This window comes from Hydrogenophaga sp. GW823-FHT04C09, assembly GCF_058796355.1.
On sequence record NZ_JBXAIO010000003.1, the window covers coordinates 357,107 to 375,122 of the forward strand.

General features: G+C 67.6%; 18 protein-coding genes. 4 read left to right on the forward strand and 14 right to left on the reverse strand.

What is annotated here, in order from left to right; translation table 11 throughout:
- From ligA to AC1Q9M_RS10750, 5 genes are all read right to left on the reverse strand, one after another.
- A complete protein-coding gene (gene ligA, locus AC1Q9M_RS10730; RefSeq protein WP_382320625.1) occupies window positions 1-432 on the reverse strand; it encodes a protocatechuate 4,5-dioxygenase subunit alpha in 432 nt (143 codons plus the stop codon).
- Window positions 433-517: 85 nt separating this feature from the next.
- Complete coding sequence (locus AC1Q9M_RS10735; protein ID WP_492433709.1) at window positions 518-1,453, reverse strand: amidohydrolase family protein; 936 nt, start codon at window positions 1,451-1,453, stop codon at window positions 518-520.
- Window positions 1,454-1,564: 111 nt separating this feature from the next.
- Complete coding sequence (gene ligK / locus AC1Q9M_RS10740) at window positions 1,565-2,248, reverse strand: 4-carboxy-4-hydroxy-2-oxoadipate aldolase/oxaloacetate decarboxylase (RefSeq protein ID WP_382156725.1); 684 nt, start codon at window positions 2,246-2,248, stop codon at window positions 1,565-1,567.
- 10 nt (window positions 2,249-2,258) lie between these two features.
- Complete coding sequence (locus tag AC1Q9M_RS10745) at window positions 2,259-3,293, reverse strand: amidohydrolase family protein (protein WP_382156723.1); 1,035 nt, start codon at window positions 3,291-3,293, stop codon at window positions 2,259-2,261.
- 29 nt (window positions 3,294-3,322) lie between these two features.
- On the reverse strand, window positions 3,323-4,024 hold the full coding sequence (locus AC1Q9M_RS10750; protein ID WP_444686903.1) for a substrate-binding domain-containing protein: 702 nt from the start codon (window positions 4,022-4,024) through the stop codon (window positions 3,323-3,325).
- Between the two features lie 125 nt (window positions 4,025-4,149).
- Here AC1Q9M_RS10750 and AC1Q9M_RS10755 point away from each other — a divergent pair, with 125 nt between their 5' ends.
- Window positions 4,150-5,043, forward strand: a complete 894-nt coding sequence (locus tag AC1Q9M_RS10755) for a LysR substrate-binding domain-containing protein (protein ID WP_382156719.1) — start codon at window positions 4,150-4,152, stop codon at window positions 5,041-5,043.
- Here the strand turns inward: AC1Q9M_RS10755 and AC1Q9M_RS10760 are convergent.
- From AC1Q9M_RS10760 to AC1Q9M_RS10785, 6 genes are all read right to left on the reverse strand, one after another.
- Complete coding sequence (locus tag AC1Q9M_RS10760; protein WP_444686904.1) at window positions 5,040-6,011, reverse strand: AEC family transporter; 972 nt, start codon at window positions 6,009-6,011, stop codon at window positions 5,040-5,042. The two genes, AC1Q9M_RS10755 and AC1Q9M_RS10760, sit on opposite strands and share 4 nt — an antisense overlap.
- 141 nt (window positions 6,012-6,152) lie before the next feature.
- A complete protein-coding gene (locus AC1Q9M_RS10765; protein WP_444686905.1) occupies window positions 6,153-7,148 on the reverse strand; it encodes a Bug family tripartite tricarboxylate transporter substrate binding protein in 996 nt (331 codons plus the stop codon).
- Between the two features lie 5 nt (window positions 7,149-7,153).
- The gene (locus AC1Q9M_RS10770) at window positions 7,154-8,473 is read right to left on the reverse strand and encodes a TRAP transporter large permease (RefSeq protein ID WP_444686906.1); all 1,320 of its coding nucleotides are present in this window, start codon (window positions 8,471-8,473) and stop codon (window positions 7,154-7,156) included.
- Entirely contained in the window at window positions 8,470-8,940 is a 471-nt protein-coding gene (locus tag AC1Q9M_RS10775) for a TRAP transporter small permease (protein ID WP_382325655.1), read from the reverse strand. The genes AC1Q9M_RS10770 and AC1Q9M_RS10775 overlap by 4 nt, the downstream gene beginning before the upstream one ends.
- Before the next feature lie 117 nt (window positions 8,941-9,057).
- The gene (locus AC1Q9M_RS10780) at window positions 9,058-10,098 is read right to left on the reverse strand and encodes a TRAP transporter substrate-binding protein (RefSeq protein WP_492433712.1); all 1,041 of its coding nucleotides are present in this window, start codon (window positions 10,096-10,098) and stop codon (window positions 9,058-9,060) included.
- Window positions 10,099-10,275: 177 nt separating this feature from the next.
- Complete coding sequence (locus AC1Q9M_RS10785; RefSeq protein ID WP_382156709.1) at window positions 10,276-11,058, reverse strand: GntR family transcriptional regulator; 783 nt, start codon at window positions 11,056-11,058, stop codon at window positions 10,276-10,278.
- 151 nt (window positions 11,059-11,209) lie between these two features.
- On the opposite strand from AC1Q9M_RS10785, the gene AC1Q9M_RS10790 reads away from it, so the two are divergent.
- Window positions 11,210-12,340: a 5-methyltetrahydropteroyltriglutamate--homocysteine S-methyltransferase gene (locus tag AC1Q9M_RS10790; protein ID WP_492433714.1), complete on the forward strand. Its 1,131-nt coding sequence runs from the start codon at window positions 11,210-11,212 to the stop codon at window positions 12,338-12,340.
- Between the two features lie 147 nt (window positions 12,341-12,487).
- On the opposite strand, the gene AC1Q9M_RS10795 is transcribed toward AC1Q9M_RS10790, so the two are convergent.
- Window positions 12,488-13,528, reverse strand: coding sequence for a TRAP transporter substrate-binding protein (locus tag AC1Q9M_RS10795; RefSeq protein ID WP_444686908.1), 1,041 nt, complete (start codon window positions 13,526-13,528; stop codon window positions 12,488-12,490).
- Window positions 13,529-13,743: 215 nt separating this feature from the next.
- On the opposite strand from AC1Q9M_RS10795, the gene AC1Q9M_RS10800 reads away from it, so the two are divergent.
- Window positions 13,744-14,352 (forward strand): 2-hydroxychromene-2-carboxylate isomerase, encoded by a 609-nt coding sequence (locus AC1Q9M_RS10800; RefSeq protein WP_382320638.1) that lies wholly within the window; start codon window positions 13,744-13,746, stop codon window positions 14,350-14,352.
- A gap of 7 nt (window positions 14,353-14,359) precedes the next feature.
- On the opposite strand, the gene AC1Q9M_RS10805 is transcribed toward AC1Q9M_RS10800, so the two are convergent.
- Together AC1Q9M_RS10805 and AC1Q9M_RS10810 are read right to left on the reverse strand one after the other, a co-directional pair.
- The gene (locus AC1Q9M_RS10805; RefSeq protein WP_492433717.1) at window positions 14,360-16,198 is read right to left on the reverse strand and encodes an AMP-binding protein; all 1,839 of its coding nucleotides are present in this window, start codon (window positions 16,196-16,198) and stop codon (window positions 14,360-14,362) included.
- A gap of 10 nt (window positions 16,199-16,208) precedes the next feature.
- Window positions 16,209-17,075: an amidohydrolase family protein gene (locus AC1Q9M_RS10810; RefSeq protein ID WP_444686910.1), complete on the reverse strand. Its 867-nt coding sequence runs from the start codon at window positions 17,073-17,075 to the stop codon at window positions 16,209-16,211.
- Window positions 17,076-17,188: 113 nt separating this feature from the next.
- On the opposite strand from AC1Q9M_RS10810, the gene AC1Q9M_RS10815 reads away from it, so the two are divergent.
- Entirely contained in the window at window positions 17,189-17,977 is a 789-nt protein-coding gene (locus tag AC1Q9M_RS10815) for a crotonase/enoyl-CoA hydratase family protein (RefSeq protein WP_382320642.1), read from the forward strand.
- Window positions 17,978-18,016: the final 39 nt, after the last annotated feature.

Consider the following 18,016-nt stretch of genomic DNA (forward strand, 5'->3'; position numbering starts at 1 on the left):
TCAGTTCTTTCCTTTTCCCTGTGGCTGGCGGTGCGCCTGGGCATCGCCGTCTTCGCCGACCACGCGGTTGCCTTCGGCCGAACGGCCGCCGGCCACCATCATGTTGCGGTACTCCTCTTCGGTCATGCCGGTCATGGAGCCCGCCATCTGCTGGAAGCTCTTGCCGTCGGTGGCACCGATCTTGGCCAGGAAGTAGATGTTGCCGCCCAGGCGGATGCACCAGTTCAGGTCGCGCGCGAGCACGGCCTGCTTCTGCTCTTCCGTCATGGCCCACTCGTCGAGGTAGGCGCGCTCGTCCTTCTTGAAGCGCTCGCGGTTCTCGGCCTTCATCAGGCTCATGCAGAACTGGTTGAGCCAGTAGCCCTTGCGGCTCTGCTCGGCGTCGAAGATGGTCGTGCCGGGCACGTCCAGGTAGGGTTTGTCCAGGGCCATGGTTATGCCTCCCGCCGAGCCGCCTCAAGGGCGGCATGCGCCCCCTCGGGGGGCAGCGAATACACGAAGTGATGAGCGTGGGGGTTCATACTTGTTCCTCGGGCCAGTAAAGGCGCATGGGGTTGGTGACGAGCAGCTTCTTCTGCAGCTCGGCCGTGGGCGCGATCTGCGGAATGAAGTCGACCAGCAGGCCGTCGTCGGGCATGTGGTCCTTGAGGTTGGGGTGCGGCCAGTCGGTGCCCCACAGCACGCGGTCGGGGAACTCCTCGACCACCTTGCGCGCGAACGGCACCACGTCCTGGTAGGCCGCCTGTTCACCGTTCAGCGCCTTGGGGCCGGTGACGCTCAGGCGCTCGGGGCAGCTCACCTTGCTCCACACATTGGGGTGCTGGCGCATGAACTTGAGGAACAGCTCGAACTCGGGGCCGTCCACCGGCTTGCTCACGTCGGGGCGGCCCATGTGGTCCACCACCACGGTGGTGGGCAGCGCGGTGAAGAAGTCCCACAGCTCGGGCAGGTCCACCGCCTCGAAGTAGATGACCACGTGCCAGCCCAGCTTCTGGATGCGCGCGGCGATCTCCATCAGCTCGTCCTTGGGCGTGAAGTCCACCAGGCGCTTGACGAAGTTGAAGCGCACGCCGCGCACGCCGGCGGCGTGCAGCTGCTGCAGTTCCTCGTCGGAGACGCTGCGCTTGACGGTGGCCACGCCGCGCGCCTTGCCGCCGCTGGAGAGGCAGGCATCGACCATGGCGCGGTTGTCGGCGCCGTGGCAGGTGGCCTGCACCACCACGTTGCGCGAAAAGCCGAGGTGGTCGCGCAGCGCGTACAACTGGGCCTTGCTGGCGTCGCAAGGCGTGTACTTGCGCTCGGGCGCGTAGGGGAATTCGGCGCCCGGGCCAAACACGTGGCAGTGCGCGTCCACGGCGCCGGCCGGCAGCTGGAAACGCGGCTTGCTCGGGCCGTCGTACCAGTCGAGCCAGCCCGCGGTCTTGGTGAAATCACCGGAAGTCGGTTTTGTCATTCTCGAATCCTTCTGCATGAAGTGACGCTGTCCAGAAACACCGCGGAACCGGCTTTGCCGGGCCGCTGGTGTTGCCCCCTTTCAAGGGGGTCGCGCAAAGCGCGGCGGGGGTTAGTCGATATAGCGCAGGCCGGCGGCGGCCAGGGGCTCGCGCATCTTGTACATGTCCAGCCCCAGCACGCCGCTGGCCAGCTTGGCGCGCTTCTCGCCCTCGAAGCTCTCGCGCTTGCGCGCGGCCTCCAGCGTGGCGGCGGCGCGCGCGGCGGGCACGCAGACCACGCCGTCGTCATCGGCCACGATCACGTCGCCCGGCGTCACCAGCATGCCGGCGCAGACGATGGGGATGTTCACCGAGCCCAGCGTGGCCTTGATGGTGCCCTTGCTGCTGATGGCCTTGCTCCACACCGGGAAGTTCATCTCCTGCAGCGTCTTCACGTCGCGCACGCCGGCGTCGATGATGAGCGCGCGGGCGCCGCGCGCCTGGAACGAGGTGGCGAGCAGGTCGCCGAAGTAGCCGTCGGTGCACTCGGCCGTGACGGCGGCCACCACGATGTCGCCGGGCTGGATCTGCTCCGCGGCCACGTGCATCATCCAGTTGTCACCGGGCTGCAGCAGCACGGTGACGGCGGTGCCGCTGACCTGCTGGCCCGCATAGATCGGGCGCATGTAGGGCTTGAGCAGGCCCACGCGGCCCATGGCCTCGTGGACGGTGGCCGAGCCCAGTGCCGCCAGGCCGTCGGCGGCCGCGCGGTCGGCGCGGGTGATGTTGCGGTAGACAACGCCCAGTTCGTACATGTGAAACTCCTTACAGGCCCTTGGCCTTGAGACGCGCATCCAGGCGCGGGAACACGCGGCGCACGTTGCCTTCGTAGATCTGGTGCTTGTCGTCCGCACTCAGGATCTTCGATGCCTCGATGTAGCGCTTGGTGTCGTCGTAGTAGTTGCCGGTCGTCGGGTCGATGCCACGCACGGCGCCGATCATCTCGCTGGCGAACAGCACGTTCTTCACCGGGATCACGGTGTTGAGCAGGTCGATGCCGGGCTGGTGGTACACGCAGGTGTCGAAGAACACGTTGTTCATCAGGTGCGTGTCCAGCAGCGGCTTCTTCATCTCCTGCGCCAGACCACGGAAACGGCCCCAGTGGTAGGGCACCGCGCCGCCGCCGTGCGGGATCAGGAACTTCAGCGTCGGGAAGTCCTTGAACAGGTCGCCCTGGATGAGCTGCATGAAGGCGGTGGTGTCGGCGTTGAGGTAGTGCGCGCCGGTGGTGTGGAAGCAGGCGTTGCAGCTGGTGCTCACGTGGATCATGGCCGGCAGGTCGTACTCGGCCATCTTTTCGTAGATGGGGTACCAGTGCTTGTCGGTCAGCGGCGGGCTGGTCCAGTGGCCGCCCGAAGGATCGGGGTTGAGGTTGATGCCGACCGCGCCGTATTCCTTGACGCACTTCTCCAGCTCGGGGATGCAGGTCTTCGGATCGACACCGGGCGACTGCGGCAGCATGGCCACCGGCACGAAGTGGTCGGGGAACAGCGTGGAGACGCGGTGGCACAGCTCGTTGCAGATGGCGGCCCAGGTGCTGGAGACGTTGAAGTCACCGATGTGGTGCGCCATGAAGCTCGCGCGCGGCGAGAACAGCGTGATGTCGCTGCCGCGTTCCTTCATCAGCTTGAGCTGGTTGGTCTCGATGGACTCGCGCAGTTCGTCGTCGCTGATCTTCAGGTCGGCGACCTTCGGCATGAGCGCCGGGTCCTGGATGCCCGCGATCTGCTGGTTGCGCCAGGCCTCCAGCGCCTTGGGGGCGGTGGTGTAGTGGCCGTGGCAGTCGATGATGAGACTCATGTAGGGGCTCCTCTTGGGGGTCGGTGGATTCAGGCGGGTTCCATGCCCTGGCGGCGCTTGGCCGCTTCGGCATCGGGGGATGTCATGAATTCGAGCAGGGCGCGCACGCGCGCGGCTTGCGGTCCGTCGGCGGGCAGGCCGGCGGAAAAGACGGTGGTGATCTCGACCTCGGGCGGCATGCCGCCCACGAGGGTGATGCCGTCGACGTGGATCAGCTCGCTGAGCTGCTGGAAGCCCAGCTCGACCTCGCCGCGCGCCACCAGCGTGCCCACCGGCACACCGGGCGGCGCCTGCACGGTGCGCCCGCGCACCTCGTCGGCCACGCCCCAGCGTTCGAACAGCGCGGCCAGCGCCACGCCGCTGGGGCCGGTGGAGTAGCTGATGCTGCGCGCGGCCAGCACGGCGCGCTTCAGCGCGGCTTCGGAGCCGATGTCGGGCACCGGCGCGCCCGCGCGCACCGCGATGGCCACGCTCGAGCGCACCAGGTCCACACGGCTGCCGGCCTGCAGGTGGCCGGCGGCGATCAGCTTGTCGATCGCGTCGGAGGCGAGGATCACCACGTCGAAGCGCTCGCCGGCGGCAACGCGTTTGGCCGCGTCCACGCCGCCGACGGCCTCGATCGCCACCGCGCCGCCCGCGCGTTGCTCGAACGCCGCGCCCAGTTCGGCCAGCACCTGGCGGGTGGCCATGGACGAAATGCCTCGGATGCTCGGTGGGGTCTCGGTGGTCATGGGCAGGGACTCGGGTTGAAGGGCGCATTGTGACCCCCAGCACCCCTCAAGAAAAGTCACAGTCGCGGCTATCAGCTAGAACAAAATCACATAACTATGATGGGGGCTGCAACCCGACCTTTTCCATGGACCTGAAACAACTCGAATACTTCGTGCGCGTGGCCGAACTCGGCAGCTTCACACGCGCCGCCATGGCGCTGAACGTGGCGCAGCCCGCGCTCTCGCGCCAGGTGCGCCTGCTGGAGGTGGAACTGCGGCAGAACCTGCTGGTGCGCAACGGCCGGGGCGCCACGCCCACCGAGGCCGGCAAGCTGCTGCTGGCGCACGGGCGCGGCATCCTGCACCAGGTGGAGCGGGCGCGCGAAGAGCTGGGCCGGGTGCGCGGCGCGCTGGCCGGGCGAGTGGCCATCGGCCTGCCGCCCAGCCTGGCGCGGGTGCTCACGGTGCCGCTCACGCGCGCCTTCCGCCAGCAGCTGCCGCAGGCCAGCCTGTCGATCAGCGAGGGCCTGTCCATGACCATGCAGGAATCGCTGGTGAACGGCCGGCTGGACATCGCCGTGCTCTACAACGCGCAGCCCTCGCCCGAACTCGAGATCCACCCGCTGCCCGACGAGGAACTGGTGCTGGTGGAGCCCCGCCCGCCGGGCCTGCCGGAAGACCCGCCGCCCCTGGCGATCCCGCTGCGCGAGGTGGCCGAACTGCCGCTGGTGATCCCGAGCCGGCCCAACGCGATCCGCATGCACGTGGAAACCGAGATGGCCAACATCGGCTGCCGGCCCCACATCGCGCTGGAAATCGACGGCGTCTCGGCCATCCTCGACCTCGTGGCCGACGGCGCGGGCGCCGCCCTGCTCTCGCGCAACGCGGTGTTCAGCTCGATCCGGCCTTCGGCCTACCGCATGCGCCCGGTGAGCGACCCGCCCTTGCGCACCCGCCTGTGCCTGGCCGTGAGTTCACAGCGCCCAGCCACGCTGACGCAGCAGACCACGCTGGAACTCATCAGGAAGCTGGTGGCTTAGCTCAACCAGCCGGCGCTGTGGCGCATCAACCAGAGGATGGCGCTGAGCGTGAAAAAGGAGGCCACGGTGGTGGCCAGCAGCGCGGCCGCGGTGAAGCCTTCATGGCCGTGGCGCTGCGCGAGCAGCGGGTAGATGCCCAGCATGGGCATGGCGGCGGACAGCACCACCGCGGCGCGCAGCTCGCCGGTGAGCGCGGGCAGGCCGATCAGGGGCAGGAGCATCACGGCGGCCCACACCGCGGCGGGGTGCAGCAGCAGCTTGCCGAGGGTGATCTGCGCCACCTGGCGGCGCAGGCCGCGCACCTGCAGGCCCACCAGCGTGCCGCCGATGATGAACAGCGCCAGGCCGCCGCTGGCCGCGCCGAACAGGTTGACCGTGCGCGCGATCACCGACGGGATGGGCCAGCCCAGCAGCGCGACCACGAAACCCAGCACGATGGCGATGATCATGGGGTTGCGCACCAGGCGGTGCAGCGTCTCGCGCAAGGCGTGCCTCCAGGACGAGCGCGCCGTGTCCGACGCCCCCACATCGGCCAGCGTCATCAGCAGCGGCAGCTTGATGAGGTTTTCCACCAGCAGGTTCATCGCCAGCGCCACGCCCGCCAGCGGCCCGATCGCCAGCAGCACCACCGGGTAACCGATGAAGGTGCTGTTGCCGCAGGTCATGCCCATGGTGGTGTAGGCGCTCTCGGTCAGCGAGCGCTTCTGCAGGCGGTGCGCGCCCCACAGGCTGATCAGCAGCCACACCACCGAACCCACGCCGAAGGCCAGCAGGTAGGCCGGCTGCAGCAACTCGGCGATCGGCCGCGAAGCCAGCGCATTGAACAGCAGCGCCGGCAGCGCGAACTGGATGACGAACTTGCCCATCACCCGCATGTCCGCAGGCGAAAACACCCGCCAGCGCACAGCCGCAAAACCCAGCGCGATGCAAAGGTAGATCGGCCCGGTGATGGCCAGGATATCGAGCAAGGGGGAAGGAAAAAGAAGAAAGAAAAAATCAGCCGGCGCGCGTGCCCCCATCCAGGGGGCCCGCGGAACCGGCTTTGCCGGGCCGCCAGGCCCGCCCCCCTCCAGGGGGGACGCGCGGCAGCGCGGCGGGGGGTGCTCCGATCACTGCTTCTGGATCTTGGCCTTCTCGATCACACCGCTCCAGCGGCGGATGTCGGACGCGAGCAAGGCCGCGTTCTGTTCCGGCGTGCTCGAGCGCGCGTCGATGTTCAGGCCGCGCAGCTTTTCGCGCACACCGGGATCGGCCACGGCGGTGGCGATTTCCTTGTGCAGGCGCTCCACCACCGCGCGCGGCGTCTTCGAGGGCACGGCCAGCGCGTTCCAGGACGACGCGATGTAGTCCTTGACGCCGGCCTCGACCGCCGTGGGCACCTCGGGCAGCACGATGGATCGCTTCTCGCCGGTCACGGCCAGCGCGCGCAGGGCGCCGCCCTGGATCTGCGTGAGCACCGGCGCCAGGATTTCCACCGCCACGTCGACCTGCTGGCCACGGATGGCGCCGATCAGCGCGGGCGAGCCGTTGTAGGGCACGATCTGCGCGTCGATGCCGGCCGTGCTCTTGAACAGCTCGGCCGCGAGGTGCTGGGTGCTGCCGATGTTGATGCTGCCGATGTTGATCTTGCCGGGGTTGGCCTTGGCGAAGCTCACCAGCTCGCCCAGGGTCTTGTGCGGCGAGTTCGCGGGCACCACCACGGCGATGTCGAAGTAGCCCAGCGTGGAGACCGGCGTGAAATCCTTGATGGTGTCGAACGGCAGCTTCTGGAACAGGCTGGCCGTCACGGCGGTGCCGTTGGACATCAGGAACATGGTGTGGCCATCGGGCTCGGAACGCGCGACCGACTCGGCGGCCACCACGCCACCGGCACCGGGGCGGTTGTCGATCACCACCGGCTGGCCGAGCTGGCTGGTCAGCTTCTCGGCCACGATGCGGGCGGTGAGGTCCCCCACGCCACCGGGGCCGAACGGCACCACGATGCGCAGGCCCTTGGACGGGAAGGCGGACTGCGCCACGGCCGGCAGGGCCACCAGGCCCATGGCGGCGGTGGCCAGGGTGGCGCCGAGCACGGCGCGGCGACGGAGATTCAGGAATGTCGTCATGTCATTTACCCCACGAATTGAACCAACCAGAGAGAGACGGCCGGGAAGAAGAGCACCAGCAGGGTGCGCACCACGTCGCTGGCCAGGAAAGGCATCACGCCACGGTAGCTCTCACCGATCGGCACGGTCTTGGCCAGGCCGTTGACCACGTAGACGTTCAGGCCCACCGGCGGCGCGAGCAGACCGAAGCCCACCGTCATCAGCACCATGATGCCGAACCAGATCGCCACGGATTCCTGCGGCATGCCGAAGTCCAGGCCGATCACCACCGGGAAGAAGATCGGGATGGTCAGCAGGATCATGGAGAGCTCGTCCATCACCGCGCCCAGCACCACGTAGAACAGCAGGATGCCGCCCACCACCATCAGCGGCGAGACGTCCCAGCCCTGGATGACCGAGGCCAGCTGCGCCGGCACCTGGGTGAGGGCCAGGGCCGAGTTCATGAGGTCGGCGCCGATGAAGATCATGAAGATCATCGCGCTGGCCGCCGCCGTGGAGTAGAAGCACAGCTTGACCTTGGCCCAGGTGAGTTCGCGCTTGAGCAGGGCCGCGATGAAGGTCGCGCCCGCGCCCACGCCGGCACCTTCGGTGGGCGTGAACAGGCCGCCGTAGATGCCGCCGAAGACGATCAGGAACACGATCGCGATGGGCGCCACGCCCATGAGGGCCTGCAGCGTGAGCTTCTGGTCGTTGGCGTCGTGCTCGGGCGCGTGGCCGGGCACGAGGCGCACGTAGATCGCGATGGCGATCATGTAGCCGACGGCGGCGATGATGCCGGGGATCATGGCCGCGGCGAACAGCTTGGCGATGTTCTGCTCGGTCAGGATGGCGTAGATCACCAGCGGCACCGAGGGCGGGATCAGCACGCCCAGCGTGCCGCCCGCGGCCAGCGTGCCGGTGGACAGGCGGCCGGAATACCCGTGGCGCCGCATCTCGGGCAGGGCCACCGAGGTGATGGTGGCTGCCGTGGCGACCGACGAACCGCAGATGGCGCCGAAGCCCGCGCTGGCCAGCACGGCGGCCATGGCCAGGCCGCCCTTGAAGCGGCCCATGACCACGGCGGCGAACTGGAACAGCGCCTTGGAGATGCCGCCCTGGGTGGCGAAGTTGCCCATCAGGATGAACAGCGGAATGACCGAGAGGTCGTAGCTGGCGAAGCGCGCGAACGCCATGCCGTTGAGGTTGTTGAAGAAGGGCGGCAGGCCCACCTGGTAGATGTAGCCGAAGGCGCCGGCGGCGAACATGGAGACGGCGATCGGCACGCGGATCGCCATCAGGACCAACATCACTGCGAAGATCAACCCCGCGAGACTCAAAGAACTCATTCGCCCTGCTCCGAAAAATTGCCAATGAATGCCTGGTACAGGGCGATCAAGCCAGTCAGCACGAACGGCGGAACCATGAAGGCGTAGGTGATCCACTCGGGGAAGCCGAGCATCATGGTGGTGGTCTGCGAGCTGTGGGCGCTCATGCCGCCGATGGCGGTGCGCCACGCGAGCGCGAACATGAGGATGGCCAGCAGCAGGCTGCCGAAGCGGTCCAGGCGCGCGATGCCGGCTTCGGACACCTTGGCGGTGAAGAAGTCGACGATGATGTTCTCGCGCTTGAGCTGGCACCAGGGCATGAAGAGCGCGACCGCCGCGCCCGCGGTGACAGCGGTCAGCTCGTAGTCACCCACCAGCGTGACGCCGATGGTGTTGCGGCCGATCAGGCTGAAGCAGGTGATGATGGTGATCACCGTGAGCAGGACCCCGGCCAGGATGGCGCAGAACCTGGCCAATAAAGACAGCACTTTCAAACTTGTCACCTTCAAAAAAAGGACCAATTCACGTCCGCTGAGCACAGCGAAAGCGAATCGGTCACTCAGTAGAGGGACGGCCAGGAGGGCCGTCCCGTGGGGGGTGCGGGATTATCGCTGGTACTTCGCGATCAGCGCACGCGCTTCCGACAGGAGTTTGGCCCCGTCGATGTTCTTGCCCTTCATTTCGTTGACCCAGTCGGTCTCGACCGTGGCCGCGGTGCGGCGCCAGCGCTGCGTCTCGGCCGCGTCGAGCGCCACGATGTTGTTCTTGGCCTTCTCGGCGATCTCGCGGCCGGCCTTGTCGCCGTCGTCCATGGCCTTGCCGAACAGGGCGGCGGTCTCGATGCCGGAGTTGGCGTCGATCACCTTCTTCAGGTCGGGCGGCAGCTTCTCGTAGCTGGCGCGGTTCATGGAGAACGCGAAGGTCTGGGTATACAGGCCCTGCTTGCCGGCGAAGGTGGTGTGGTTCTTCACCAGCTCCGTGACCTTGAGCGAGGGCGTGACTTCCCAGGGGATGGTGGTGCCGTCGATGGTGCCCTTGGACAGGGCGTCGGTCACGGCCGGCACCGGCATGCCCACGGGCGTGGCGCCCAGCTTGGTGAGCATGTTGTTGATGACGCGCGAGCCGCCGCGCACCTTCATGCCGCGCAGGCTTTCCAGACCGGTCACCGGCGTCTTGGTGTGGAACAGGCCGGGGCCGTGGGTGTGCACCGCAATCAGCTTGACCTCGCGGAATTCGTCGGCCGCGAACTTCTCGACGTATTCCTGAAAGGCGCGCGAGGACTCCTCGGCCGAGCCGCTCATGAAGGGCAGCTCGAAGACTTCGGACTTGTTGAAGCGGCCCGGGGTGTAGCCCAGCACGGTCCAGGTCAGGTCCACCACGCCGTCGCGGGCCTGGTCGAACAGCTGCGGGGGCGCGCCGCCCAGGGCCATGGCATGGAACAGCTGGACCTTGATCTTGCCGCCCGACTCGGCCTCCACCTTCTGCGCCCAGGGGATGAGCGCGCGCGCCGGGATGGTGGCCTGCTGCGGCAGCATCTGGTGCAGCCGCAGCGTGACCTGCTGCTGGGCCATGGCGTTGCCCGCCATCAGGGCACCAGCGAGGGCACCCACGGCCAGCAAGGCGGTTCGGCGTTGGATGAATCTCATGCTTGTCTCCAGTTCCTTGTGTTCGCCGGGTCGGTAGCGTGTGGGCGCACTCCGACTTCCGGCAGGCTTGAAGAACGTCTTGCCCACACTGTGCATGGCCACCGGCATCTCCGCCAGCCAGATAACCGACTTTCAGTTATGCCGTTTTTCTATGAAACCTTCGGGTTGTCGCCCGCCTCAGCGGCGGCGGATGAGCTTGATGGCCGGCATGGAGGCCGGCGCGTGCACCGTGGCGTGACCGGCCAGCACCTCGCGCAGGTTGCGCTGGGCCAGGCGGGAGTGCTCGCGCATGATGGCCTCGGCGCGCGTGCCTTCGCGCTGTTCGATGGCGTCGAGCACCTGGCGGTGCTGGTCCTGCGCCACCACCAGCATGTCGCGCGCGCGCTGGGAATGGGCCTGCATCACGACGAAGCCCGAGGGCGAGGCGAACGGCAGGGTGAGCACTTTGTCCAGCTGGCGCGCGATGGTGGGGCTGTCGGCCATTTCCCAGACCAGGGCGTGGAACTGGCTGTTGAGCGCCACGTAGTCGGAAAAGCCCTTGTCGTCGAGCGCGGGCACGGCGAGCACGGTGTCCAGGCGGTTGAGGCATTGCCGGGCTTCGAGCAGCACCGCGCCGGGCGCGCCGCGCTCGGCCGCCAGCCGGGCCAGCAGGCCTTCGAGCGTGCCGCGCAGCTCGATCGCGTCGGCGATGTCGCGCTCGGAAAAGGTCTGCACCACGTAACCGCCGTTGGGCAGGGCTTCGAGCAGGCCTTCCTGCTCCAGCCGCATCAGCGCGGCGCGGATGGGGGTGCGCGAGACGCCCAGGCGCTCCACGATGGCGAGTTCGGCGATGCGCGAGCCGCCGGCCAGCTCACCCGAGAGGATGAGTTCGCGCAGCTGCAGCAGGGCGCGCACCTGCGCGCTCTCGGTGGCGGCGCCCACGGGCTCGGGCGGGGACAGGGTGGTGGCGTCCAAGGTCATGGGATACGCAATGTATACAGAAACCGCCATTTTTCAAGCGATTTGCCATCGAATCGGGGTTTTCCATAGGTTTATGTATGCATTGAAGGCTGGCAAAGTGCGCCTTCACCCCATTTCCAGAACCCCCAACGACCCGAGGACGTTTTCCACCATGAGCCTGCGCACCCATGCCCCGTTCCGCGCCGACCACGTCGGCAGTTTTCTGCGACCGGCCTACCTGCTCGAAGCCCGCGAGAAAAAGGCCAAGGGCGAGATCGGCGCGGCGCAGCTGCGCGAGGTGGAGGACCGGGCGATCACCGAGATCGTGAAGTTCCAGGCCGATGTGGGCCTGCAGTCGATCACGGACGGCGAGTTCCGCCGCACGTATTTCCACATCGATTTCCTGGAGCAGCTGGGCGGTGTGAAGACGGACATTCCGGTGACGATCCGCAAGCCGGACGGCACGGAGGAGCTGGCGCCGCCGGTGATCCGCGTGATCGACAAGGTGCGGCACGCGAAGAACATCCAGCTGGCGGACTTCGAGTACCTGAAGGCGCAGGTGGCGGCTTTGGGTCTGCCCGCGCCGGTGACGCCGAAGGTGACGATTCCGTCGCCGACGATGTTGCATTTCCGGGGTGGGCGCGCGGGGATCAGCAAGGAGGCCTACCCGGAGCTGGACCCGGTGTTCTACGACGATGTGGCGAAGGCGTATGGCGAGGAGTTGCAGAGTCTGGCGGACGCGGGTTGCACCTACGTGCAGATGGACGACACGAACATGGCGTATCTGTGCGATGAGCGGATGCGGGAGGCGGCGCGGCAGCGGGGAGATGATCCGAACGAGTTGCCGCACCGGTATGCGGGTTTCATCAACAAGGTGGTGGCGCACAAGCCGGCGGGGATGACGCTGGCGATGCATTTGTGCCGGGGCAATTTCAAGAGCACGCATGCGGCGGCGGGGAACTACGAGCCGGTGGCGGAGGCCTTGTTGTCGGAGATGAAGCTGGACGCGTTTTTCCTGGAGTACGACGACGATCGTTCGGGGGATTTCCGGCCTTTGCGCTACTTGAGCAAGGGCAAGGTCGTGGTGCTGGGGCTGGTGACGACGAAGTTCGGTCAGCTGGAGAGCAAGGACGATCTGAAGCGGCGCATCGATGAGGCGGCCAAGTACGCGCCGCTGGAGCAGATGTGTCTGTCGCCTCAGTGCGGGTTCTCTTCGACCGTGCATGGGAACAACATCGCTGTGGAGGATCAGCGTCGGAAGCTCGCCCTTGTGGTGGAGACGGCTCGGGAGGTTTGGGGCTGAGTTTCCTTTTCTGGCGTTGACCTCGCGTCAGGCCCGTGGCGACGCCCGCCTGCAAGAGGCGTGGGCACACCAAGCTTGGCGCGCCCACCCAGCAGGCACAAAAAAGGCCGCCCCGATAAGGAGCGGCCCATCCAAGAGAAACTTGAATTATTTGCTGTGCTTGGCAAGCAGGGCCCGAGCCTCGGACACCAGCTTCGCGCCGTCGATGTTCTTGGCCTGCACTTCCTTCACCCAGTCGGCCTCCACGGCCGCCGCCGTCGCCTGCCAACGCTTGGTTTCAGCAGCGTCCAAGGTCACCACCTTGTTGCCCAGCTTCGTCGCCGACGCCAGACCCATGCGGTCACCCTCGTCCATCGCGCGACCGAACAACGCCGCCGTCTCCACACCCGAATTCGCGTCGATCACCTTCTTCAGATCCGCCGGCAGCTTGTCATAGCTGTTGCGGTTCATCGTCAGCGCGAACGTCTGCGTGAACAAACCCTGTGGGCCCGAGAACGTGGTGTGGTTCTTCACGATCTCCGCGATCTTCAGCGAAGGCACCACCTCCCACGGAATCGTCGTGCCCTGAATCACACCCTTGGTCATCGCCTCCGTCACCGCTGGCACCGGCATGCCCACCGGCGTCGCGCCCAGCTTCAACAGCATGCTGCTGATCACCCGCGAACCGCCGCGCACCTTCTTGCCCTTCAGGTCTTCCAGCTTCGTCAGCGGCTCCTTCGTGTGGAACAGGCCCGGGCCGTGCGTGTGCGCCGCCAGCAGCTTCACGTCCTTGAACTCATCGGCCGCGTGCTTCTCCACGAACTCGTGGAACGCGCGCGACGCCGGCTCGGCCTTGCCGCTCATGAACGGCAGCTCGAACACCTCGGCCTTGTTGAAACGGCCCGGCGTGTAACCCAGCACCGTCCAGGAAATGTCCACCACGCCATCGCGCACCTGGTCGAACAGCTGCGGCGGCGAACCACCCATGGACATCGAGTGGAACAGCTGCACCTTGATGCGGCCACCCGACTCCGCCTCGACCTTCTTCGCCCACGGCACGATGGCCAGGGCGGGGATGGGCGCCGTCGGCGGCAGGAACTGGTGCAGGCGCAGCGTCACGGTCTGCTGCGCCAGGGCGCTGCCCGCCAGGGTGGCCGCGCCAAGGGCGGCCATCGCCACGATGGCGTTGCGGCGTCGAAGGAATGTCATGGAGATGCTCCTGAGAGAAAGGGGGAAGGAGAGAAAAACGAAATCCGTGCGGTCCACCCCCTGAAGGGCGGCCAGGACATGACATGTGCCGCGTCAGGCACAAGAGGCACACTGTGCAGCCATCGCGCGCCCCGTGCCAGCCTGTTTAGGTACAAACAGCTATTCCATCTTGTTATGAAACCTGCTAGGCGGTTTTTGATCGCTCGCCCTCACCCATGAGCTCACCGATCCAGTTCCACTTCGACTTCATCTCGCCCTACGGCTACTTCGCCTCGCTGCGCATCGAGGCCCTGGCCGCCCGCCATGGCCGCGCGGTGGACTGGCGCGCCATGCTGCTGGGCGTGTCGGTGATGAAGGTGATGGGCCTCAAACCCTTGATGGACACGCCCCTGAAGGGCCCTTACACCGCGCGCGACGTGCTGCGCCACGCGCGCGAACACGGCCTCCCGATGAAGCGCCAGCCGAACGACCCGGTGATGAACCCCCTGCCCTGCGCGCGCGCCTTCGCCTGGGTGAAGCAGCACCAGCCGGCCCACGCGGCCGCGCTGGCGCACGCGATCTACGCGGCCTATTGGGGCGAGGGCCAGGACCTTTCCACGCCCGAAGCCCTGCGCGGCCTCGCCCTGCCCGAGGGTTTGTCGGCCGATGCCGTGGCCGAGGCGGCCGCGGGCGACGAAGCCGCGTCGCTGCTGCGCGCGATGGTCGACGCGTCGCTGAAAGCCGGCGTGTTCGGCTCGCCCACCGTGGTGGTGGACGGCGAACCCTTCTGGGGCGTGGACAAGCTCGATCAGGTCGAGCGCTGGCTCACGCGCGGCGGTTGGTAGCCCACGCTCAGTCGAAGCGCAGCTCGGTCTCGACGGCCATGGCCGCGAGACCCTGCATGAGGCGCTCGCGCAGCGCGTCGTCGCGCGGACCGGGCACGGTGATCACCGCGCACTGCCGCCCGCCCCGCTCCAGCGCCTGCACGCGGGCCGGCACACCGGGCGCCCATTCGCGCAGCGCCTCGGCCAGCTTGATCTCGATCGCGCGCAGCCGCAGCTCGGGCTTGAACACCTTGCCGATCGCGGTCATGGGCAAGGCCTCGAGCAGCACCACGCGTTTGGGCACCGCCGGCCGTTCGTAGACCTGCGGCGCAACCAGCGCCAGCAACTCATCGGCAAGCAGCGTCGTACCCGGCTTGAGCGTCACGAAGGCCACCGGCACTTCGCCCGCGTAGGCATCGGGCTCGGCCACCACGGCGCACAAGGCCACGGCGGGGTGCGCGAGGAACGCGTCTTCCACCAGGCCGGGGTCGATGTTGTGCGAGCCGCGGATGATCACGTCCTTCGCGCGGCCGGTGATGTGGATGCGGCCGGCCTCGTCGAGGTGGCCCAGGTCGCCGGTGACGATCCAGCCCTGCTCGAACATCCCGGCGTTGCGCGCCGCGTCGGTGTAGCCCGGGCTCACGTGCGGGCCGCGCAGCACCAGCACGCCGGTCTCGCCCGCCGCGCAGCGTTCGTCCAGCTTCGCCTCGCCATCGCGCCAGGGCACGGCATGCACCTCGGTGTAAGGCAGGCGCAGGCCGGCCGAGCCGGGCGTGCGCGGCCCGAGCAAGGGCTCGATGCTCACCAGCCCCGCGCACTCGGTCATGCCCAGGATGTTGCGCACGGGGATGCCGCTGGCGGCTTCGAAGCGTTGCGCGAGTTCGGACGGCAGCGGCGAGCCACCGGTGTAGGCCGCGCGCACGGTGGTGATGTCCGCGTCCACCGGCACGCCCATCAGGGCCGCGAGCACCGTGGGCACGCAGGCCAGGTGCGTCACCCGCTCGCGCTCGCAGAACCGCCAGTAGCGCTGCACGAACCCGGTGTTGCGCATGCCGCTGAGCGTGGGCAGCACCTGCCGCGCGCCCACCGCGAGCAAAGCCAGGCCATAGACGAAGGCGCCGGCCACGTGGAACAGCGGAAAGCCGTTGATCTCCACCGCGTGTTCGTCCAGGTCGTAGAAGGCGTGGGCGAACCAGGCCGTGTGCGCCTCGTTGCCCTGGGTGTGCTGCGCGAGCTTGGGCGCGCCCGTGGTGCCGCCGGTGTGGAACAAGGCCACCACACGGTCGGGGTTCAGGTCGGGCTCGAAGCCCAGCGCCTCGGGCTGCGCGGCCAGCAGGTCCTGCAGCACCGGCACGCCGGGCGCGGTGAACTCGCCCACGCGGATCTGGATCAGCGGCAGCGCATGGTGCCGCACCACCTGCTCGGCCACCGGCCACACCGCGAGCTCGCCGTTGGGCCCGAGCGCGACCAGCAGCCTGGCGTTCGAGGCTTTCAGCAAGGCCGCGATGTGATCGGGCTGCAGCAGGTAGTTGATGGGACACACGCGGCCCGCGAGCTGCGCGCCCCAGAGCACCGCATGCGCCTCGGGCAGGTTGGGCGCGAGCAGCGCCACCGCGTCGTCCGGCCCCACGCCGAGCGAGCGGAACAGGTTGGCCGCGCGGTGGATGTCGGCCAGCAGCGCGCGGTAGCTAATGCGGCGGGGCTCGGTGGCGAGATCGGCGTCGGGCAGAAAGCGGAACGCCTCGCGCTCGGGGAAACGCTCGGCCGTGGCGCGGATCAGCGCATACGGACTGCGGTGCGGCGCGGTCTGTTCGCGCGGGGTCTGCTCCAGCCGTTCGATGTCGGCCAGCGTGGTGAAGGCCTGCATGGGCGCGGCCTCAGGCATCCAGCCCCAGCAGGCGCACCGCGTTGCCCTTCAGGATGCCGGGCATCACCTCGGGCTTGAAACCGGCGACCTCGAAGTCCTTCATCCAGCGCTCGGGCGTGATCAGCGGGTAGTCGCTGCCGAACAGCACGCGGTCCTTCAGCAGCGTGTTGGCGTACTGCACCAGCTGCTTCGGGAAGTACTTCGGGCTCCAGCCCGAGAGGTCGATCCACACGTTGGGCTTGTGCGTGGCCACGCTGAGCGCCTCGTCCTGCCACGGGAAGCTGGGGTGGGCCATGACGATCTGCATGTCGGGGAAATCGATCGCCACGTCGTCCAGGTGCATGGGGTTGCTGTACTCCAGCCGCAGGCCGCCGCCGCAGCGCATGCCCGAGCCGATGCCGCTGTGCCCGGTGTGGAAGATCGCGGGCAGCTTGTGCGCGTTGATCACCTCGTAGATCGGCCAGGCCATCTTGTCGTAAGGGTGGTAGCCCTGCACCGTGGGGTGGAACTTGAAGCCCTTGACGCCCTCTTCCGCGATCAGGCGCTCGGCCTCGCGCGCGCCCATCTTGCCCTTGTGCGGGTCGATGCTGGCGAAGGCAATCATCATGTCGCTGTTCTCGCGCGCGGCCTGCGCGATCTCTTCGTTCGGGATGCGCCGGCGGCCGAGTTTCGATTCGCTGTCCACGGTGAACATCACCAGGCCGATCTTCTTCTCGCGGTAGTAGGCGATGGTCTCGGCGATGGTGGGCCGGCGGTTGCTGCCGAAGTACTTGTCGGCCGCGCGGTCGTACTCCTCGCCGTAGTTGTCGAAGGGGTTGCGGCAGCTCACTTCCGCGTGGGTGTGGATGTCGATCGCGAGCAGGTTCTTGTGGTCCATGGGTGTCTCTTTACCTAGGGTAAACACGGGGGTCGTTTTCGACCGGTGTGCTTGTTTTGGTTATTGTTTATAACAATAATGCGACCTCACTTCAAGCAAGCCCTTCCTGCCTCATGCCCATCCATTCCACCGACATCAGCCTGAGCCTGCAAGGCGAATCGTCCGAAATCGCGGTCATCACGCTGAACCGGCCCGCCAAGCGCAACGCGCTCAACGACGGCCTGATCCTCGCCTTGCGCGACATCTTCCAGGGCATGCCGCAAGGCGTGCGCGCCGCCGTGATCCACGGCGCGGGCGAGCACTTCTGCGCCGGCCTGGACCTCTCCGAACTGCAGGAACGCGACGCCGGCCAGGGCCTGCACCACTCGCGCATGTGGCACGCCGCGCTGGAGTGCGTGCAGCACGGCCCGGTGCCGGTGGTCGCGGCGCTGCACGGCGCGGTGGTCGGCGGCGGCCTGGAGCTGGCCAGCGCCTGCCACATCCGCGTGGCCGACGCCTCGTCCTTCTTCGCGCTGCCCGAAGGCTCGCGCGGCATCTTCGTGGGCGGTGGCGGCTCGGTGCGCATCCCGCGCCTGATCGGCGCCGCGCGCATGGCCGACATGATGTTCACCGGCCGCGTCTACAAGGCCGAGGACGGCGAGCGCATCGGCCTGGCGCAGTACCTGGTGCCCGAAGGCACGGCACTGGAAAAAGCCATGGAACTGGCCACGCGCATCGCCAGCAACGCACCGCTGACCAACTACGCGCTGATGCACGCCCTGCCGCGCATCGCCGAACAACCGGCCGACCAGGGCTTCTTCACCGAAGCGCTGATGGCCGCCATCGTGCAGAACGCCCCCGAGGCAAAAGAGCGCGTGCGCGCCTTCCTCGAAGGCCGCGCGAACAAAGTGCAACGCGACTGACGTCGCTCCCCCCGCGCCGCCTTCGGCGTCACCCCCCGG

What these genes read in the sequence shown, in the direction of transcription:
- ligK (WP_382156725.1), bottom strand. Translation starts at nt 2,248, where the DNA reads ATGTACGAACTGGGCGTTGTCTACCGCAACATCACCCGCGCCGACCGC.
- AC1Q9M_RS10810 (WP_444686910.1), bottom strand. Translation starts at nt 17,075, where the DNA reads ATGGACCACAAGAACCTGCTCGCGATCGACATCCACACCCACGCGGAA.
- AC1Q9M_RS10790 (WP_492433714.1), top strand. Translation starts at nt 11,210, where the DNA reads ATGAGCCTGCGCACCCATGCCCCGTTCCGCGCCGACCACGTCGGCAGT.
- AC1Q9M_RS10780 (WP_492433712.1), bottom strand. Translation starts at nt 10,098, where the DNA reads ATGAGATTCATCCAACGCCGAACCGCCTTGCTGGCCGTGGGTGCCCTC.
- AC1Q9M_RS10785 (WP_382156709.1), bottom strand. Translation starts at nt 11,058, where the DNA reads ATGACCTTGGACGCCACCACCCTGTCCCCGCCCGAGCCCGTGGGCGCC.
- AC1Q9M_RS10770 (WP_444686906.1), bottom strand. Translation starts at nt 8,473, where the DNA reads ATGAGTTCTTTGAGTCTCGCGGGGTTGATCTTCGCAGTGATGTTGGTC.
- ligA (WP_382320625.1), bottom strand. Translation starts at nt 432, where the DNA reads ATGGCCCTGGACAAACCCTACCTGGACGTGCCCGGCACGACCATCTTC.
- AC1Q9M_RS10800 (WP_382320638.1), top strand. Translation starts at nt 13,744, where the DNA reads ATGAGCTCACCGATCCAGTTCCACTTCGACTTCATCTCGCCCTACGGC.
- AC1Q9M_RS10750 (WP_444686903.1), bottom strand. Translation starts at nt 4,024, where the DNA reads ATGACCACCGAGACCCCACCGAGCATCCGAGGCATTTCGTCCATGGCC.
- AC1Q9M_RS10745 (WP_382156723.1), bottom strand. Translation starts at nt 3,293, where the DNA reads ATGAGTCTCATCATCGACTGCCACGGCCACTACACCACCGCCCCCAAG.
- AC1Q9M_RS10755 (WP_382156719.1), top strand. Translation starts at nt 4,150, where the DNA reads ATGGACCTGAAACAACTCGAATACTTCGTGCGCGTGGCCGAACTCGGC.
- AC1Q9M_RS10805 (WP_492433717.1), bottom strand. Translation starts at nt 16,198, where the DNA reads ATGCAGGCCTTCACCACGCTGGCCGACATCGAACGGCTGGAGCAGACC.
- AC1Q9M_RS10795 (WP_444686908.1), bottom strand. Translation starts at nt 13,528, where the DNA reads ATGACATTCCTTCGACGCCGCAACGCCATCGTGGCGATGGCCGCCCTT.
- AC1Q9M_RS10765 (WP_444686905.1), bottom strand. Translation starts at nt 7,148, where the DNA reads ATGACGACATTCCTGAATCTCCGTCGCCGCGCCGTGCTCGGCGCCACC.
- AC1Q9M_RS10815 (WP_382320642.1), top strand. Translation starts at nt 17,189, where the DNA reads ATGCCCATCCATTCCACCGACATCAGCCTGAGCCTGCAAGGCGAATCG.
- AC1Q9M_RS10735 (WP_492433709.1), bottom strand. Translation starts at nt 1,453, where the DNA reads ATGACAAAACCGACTTCCGGTGATTTCACCAAGACCGCGGGCTGGCTC.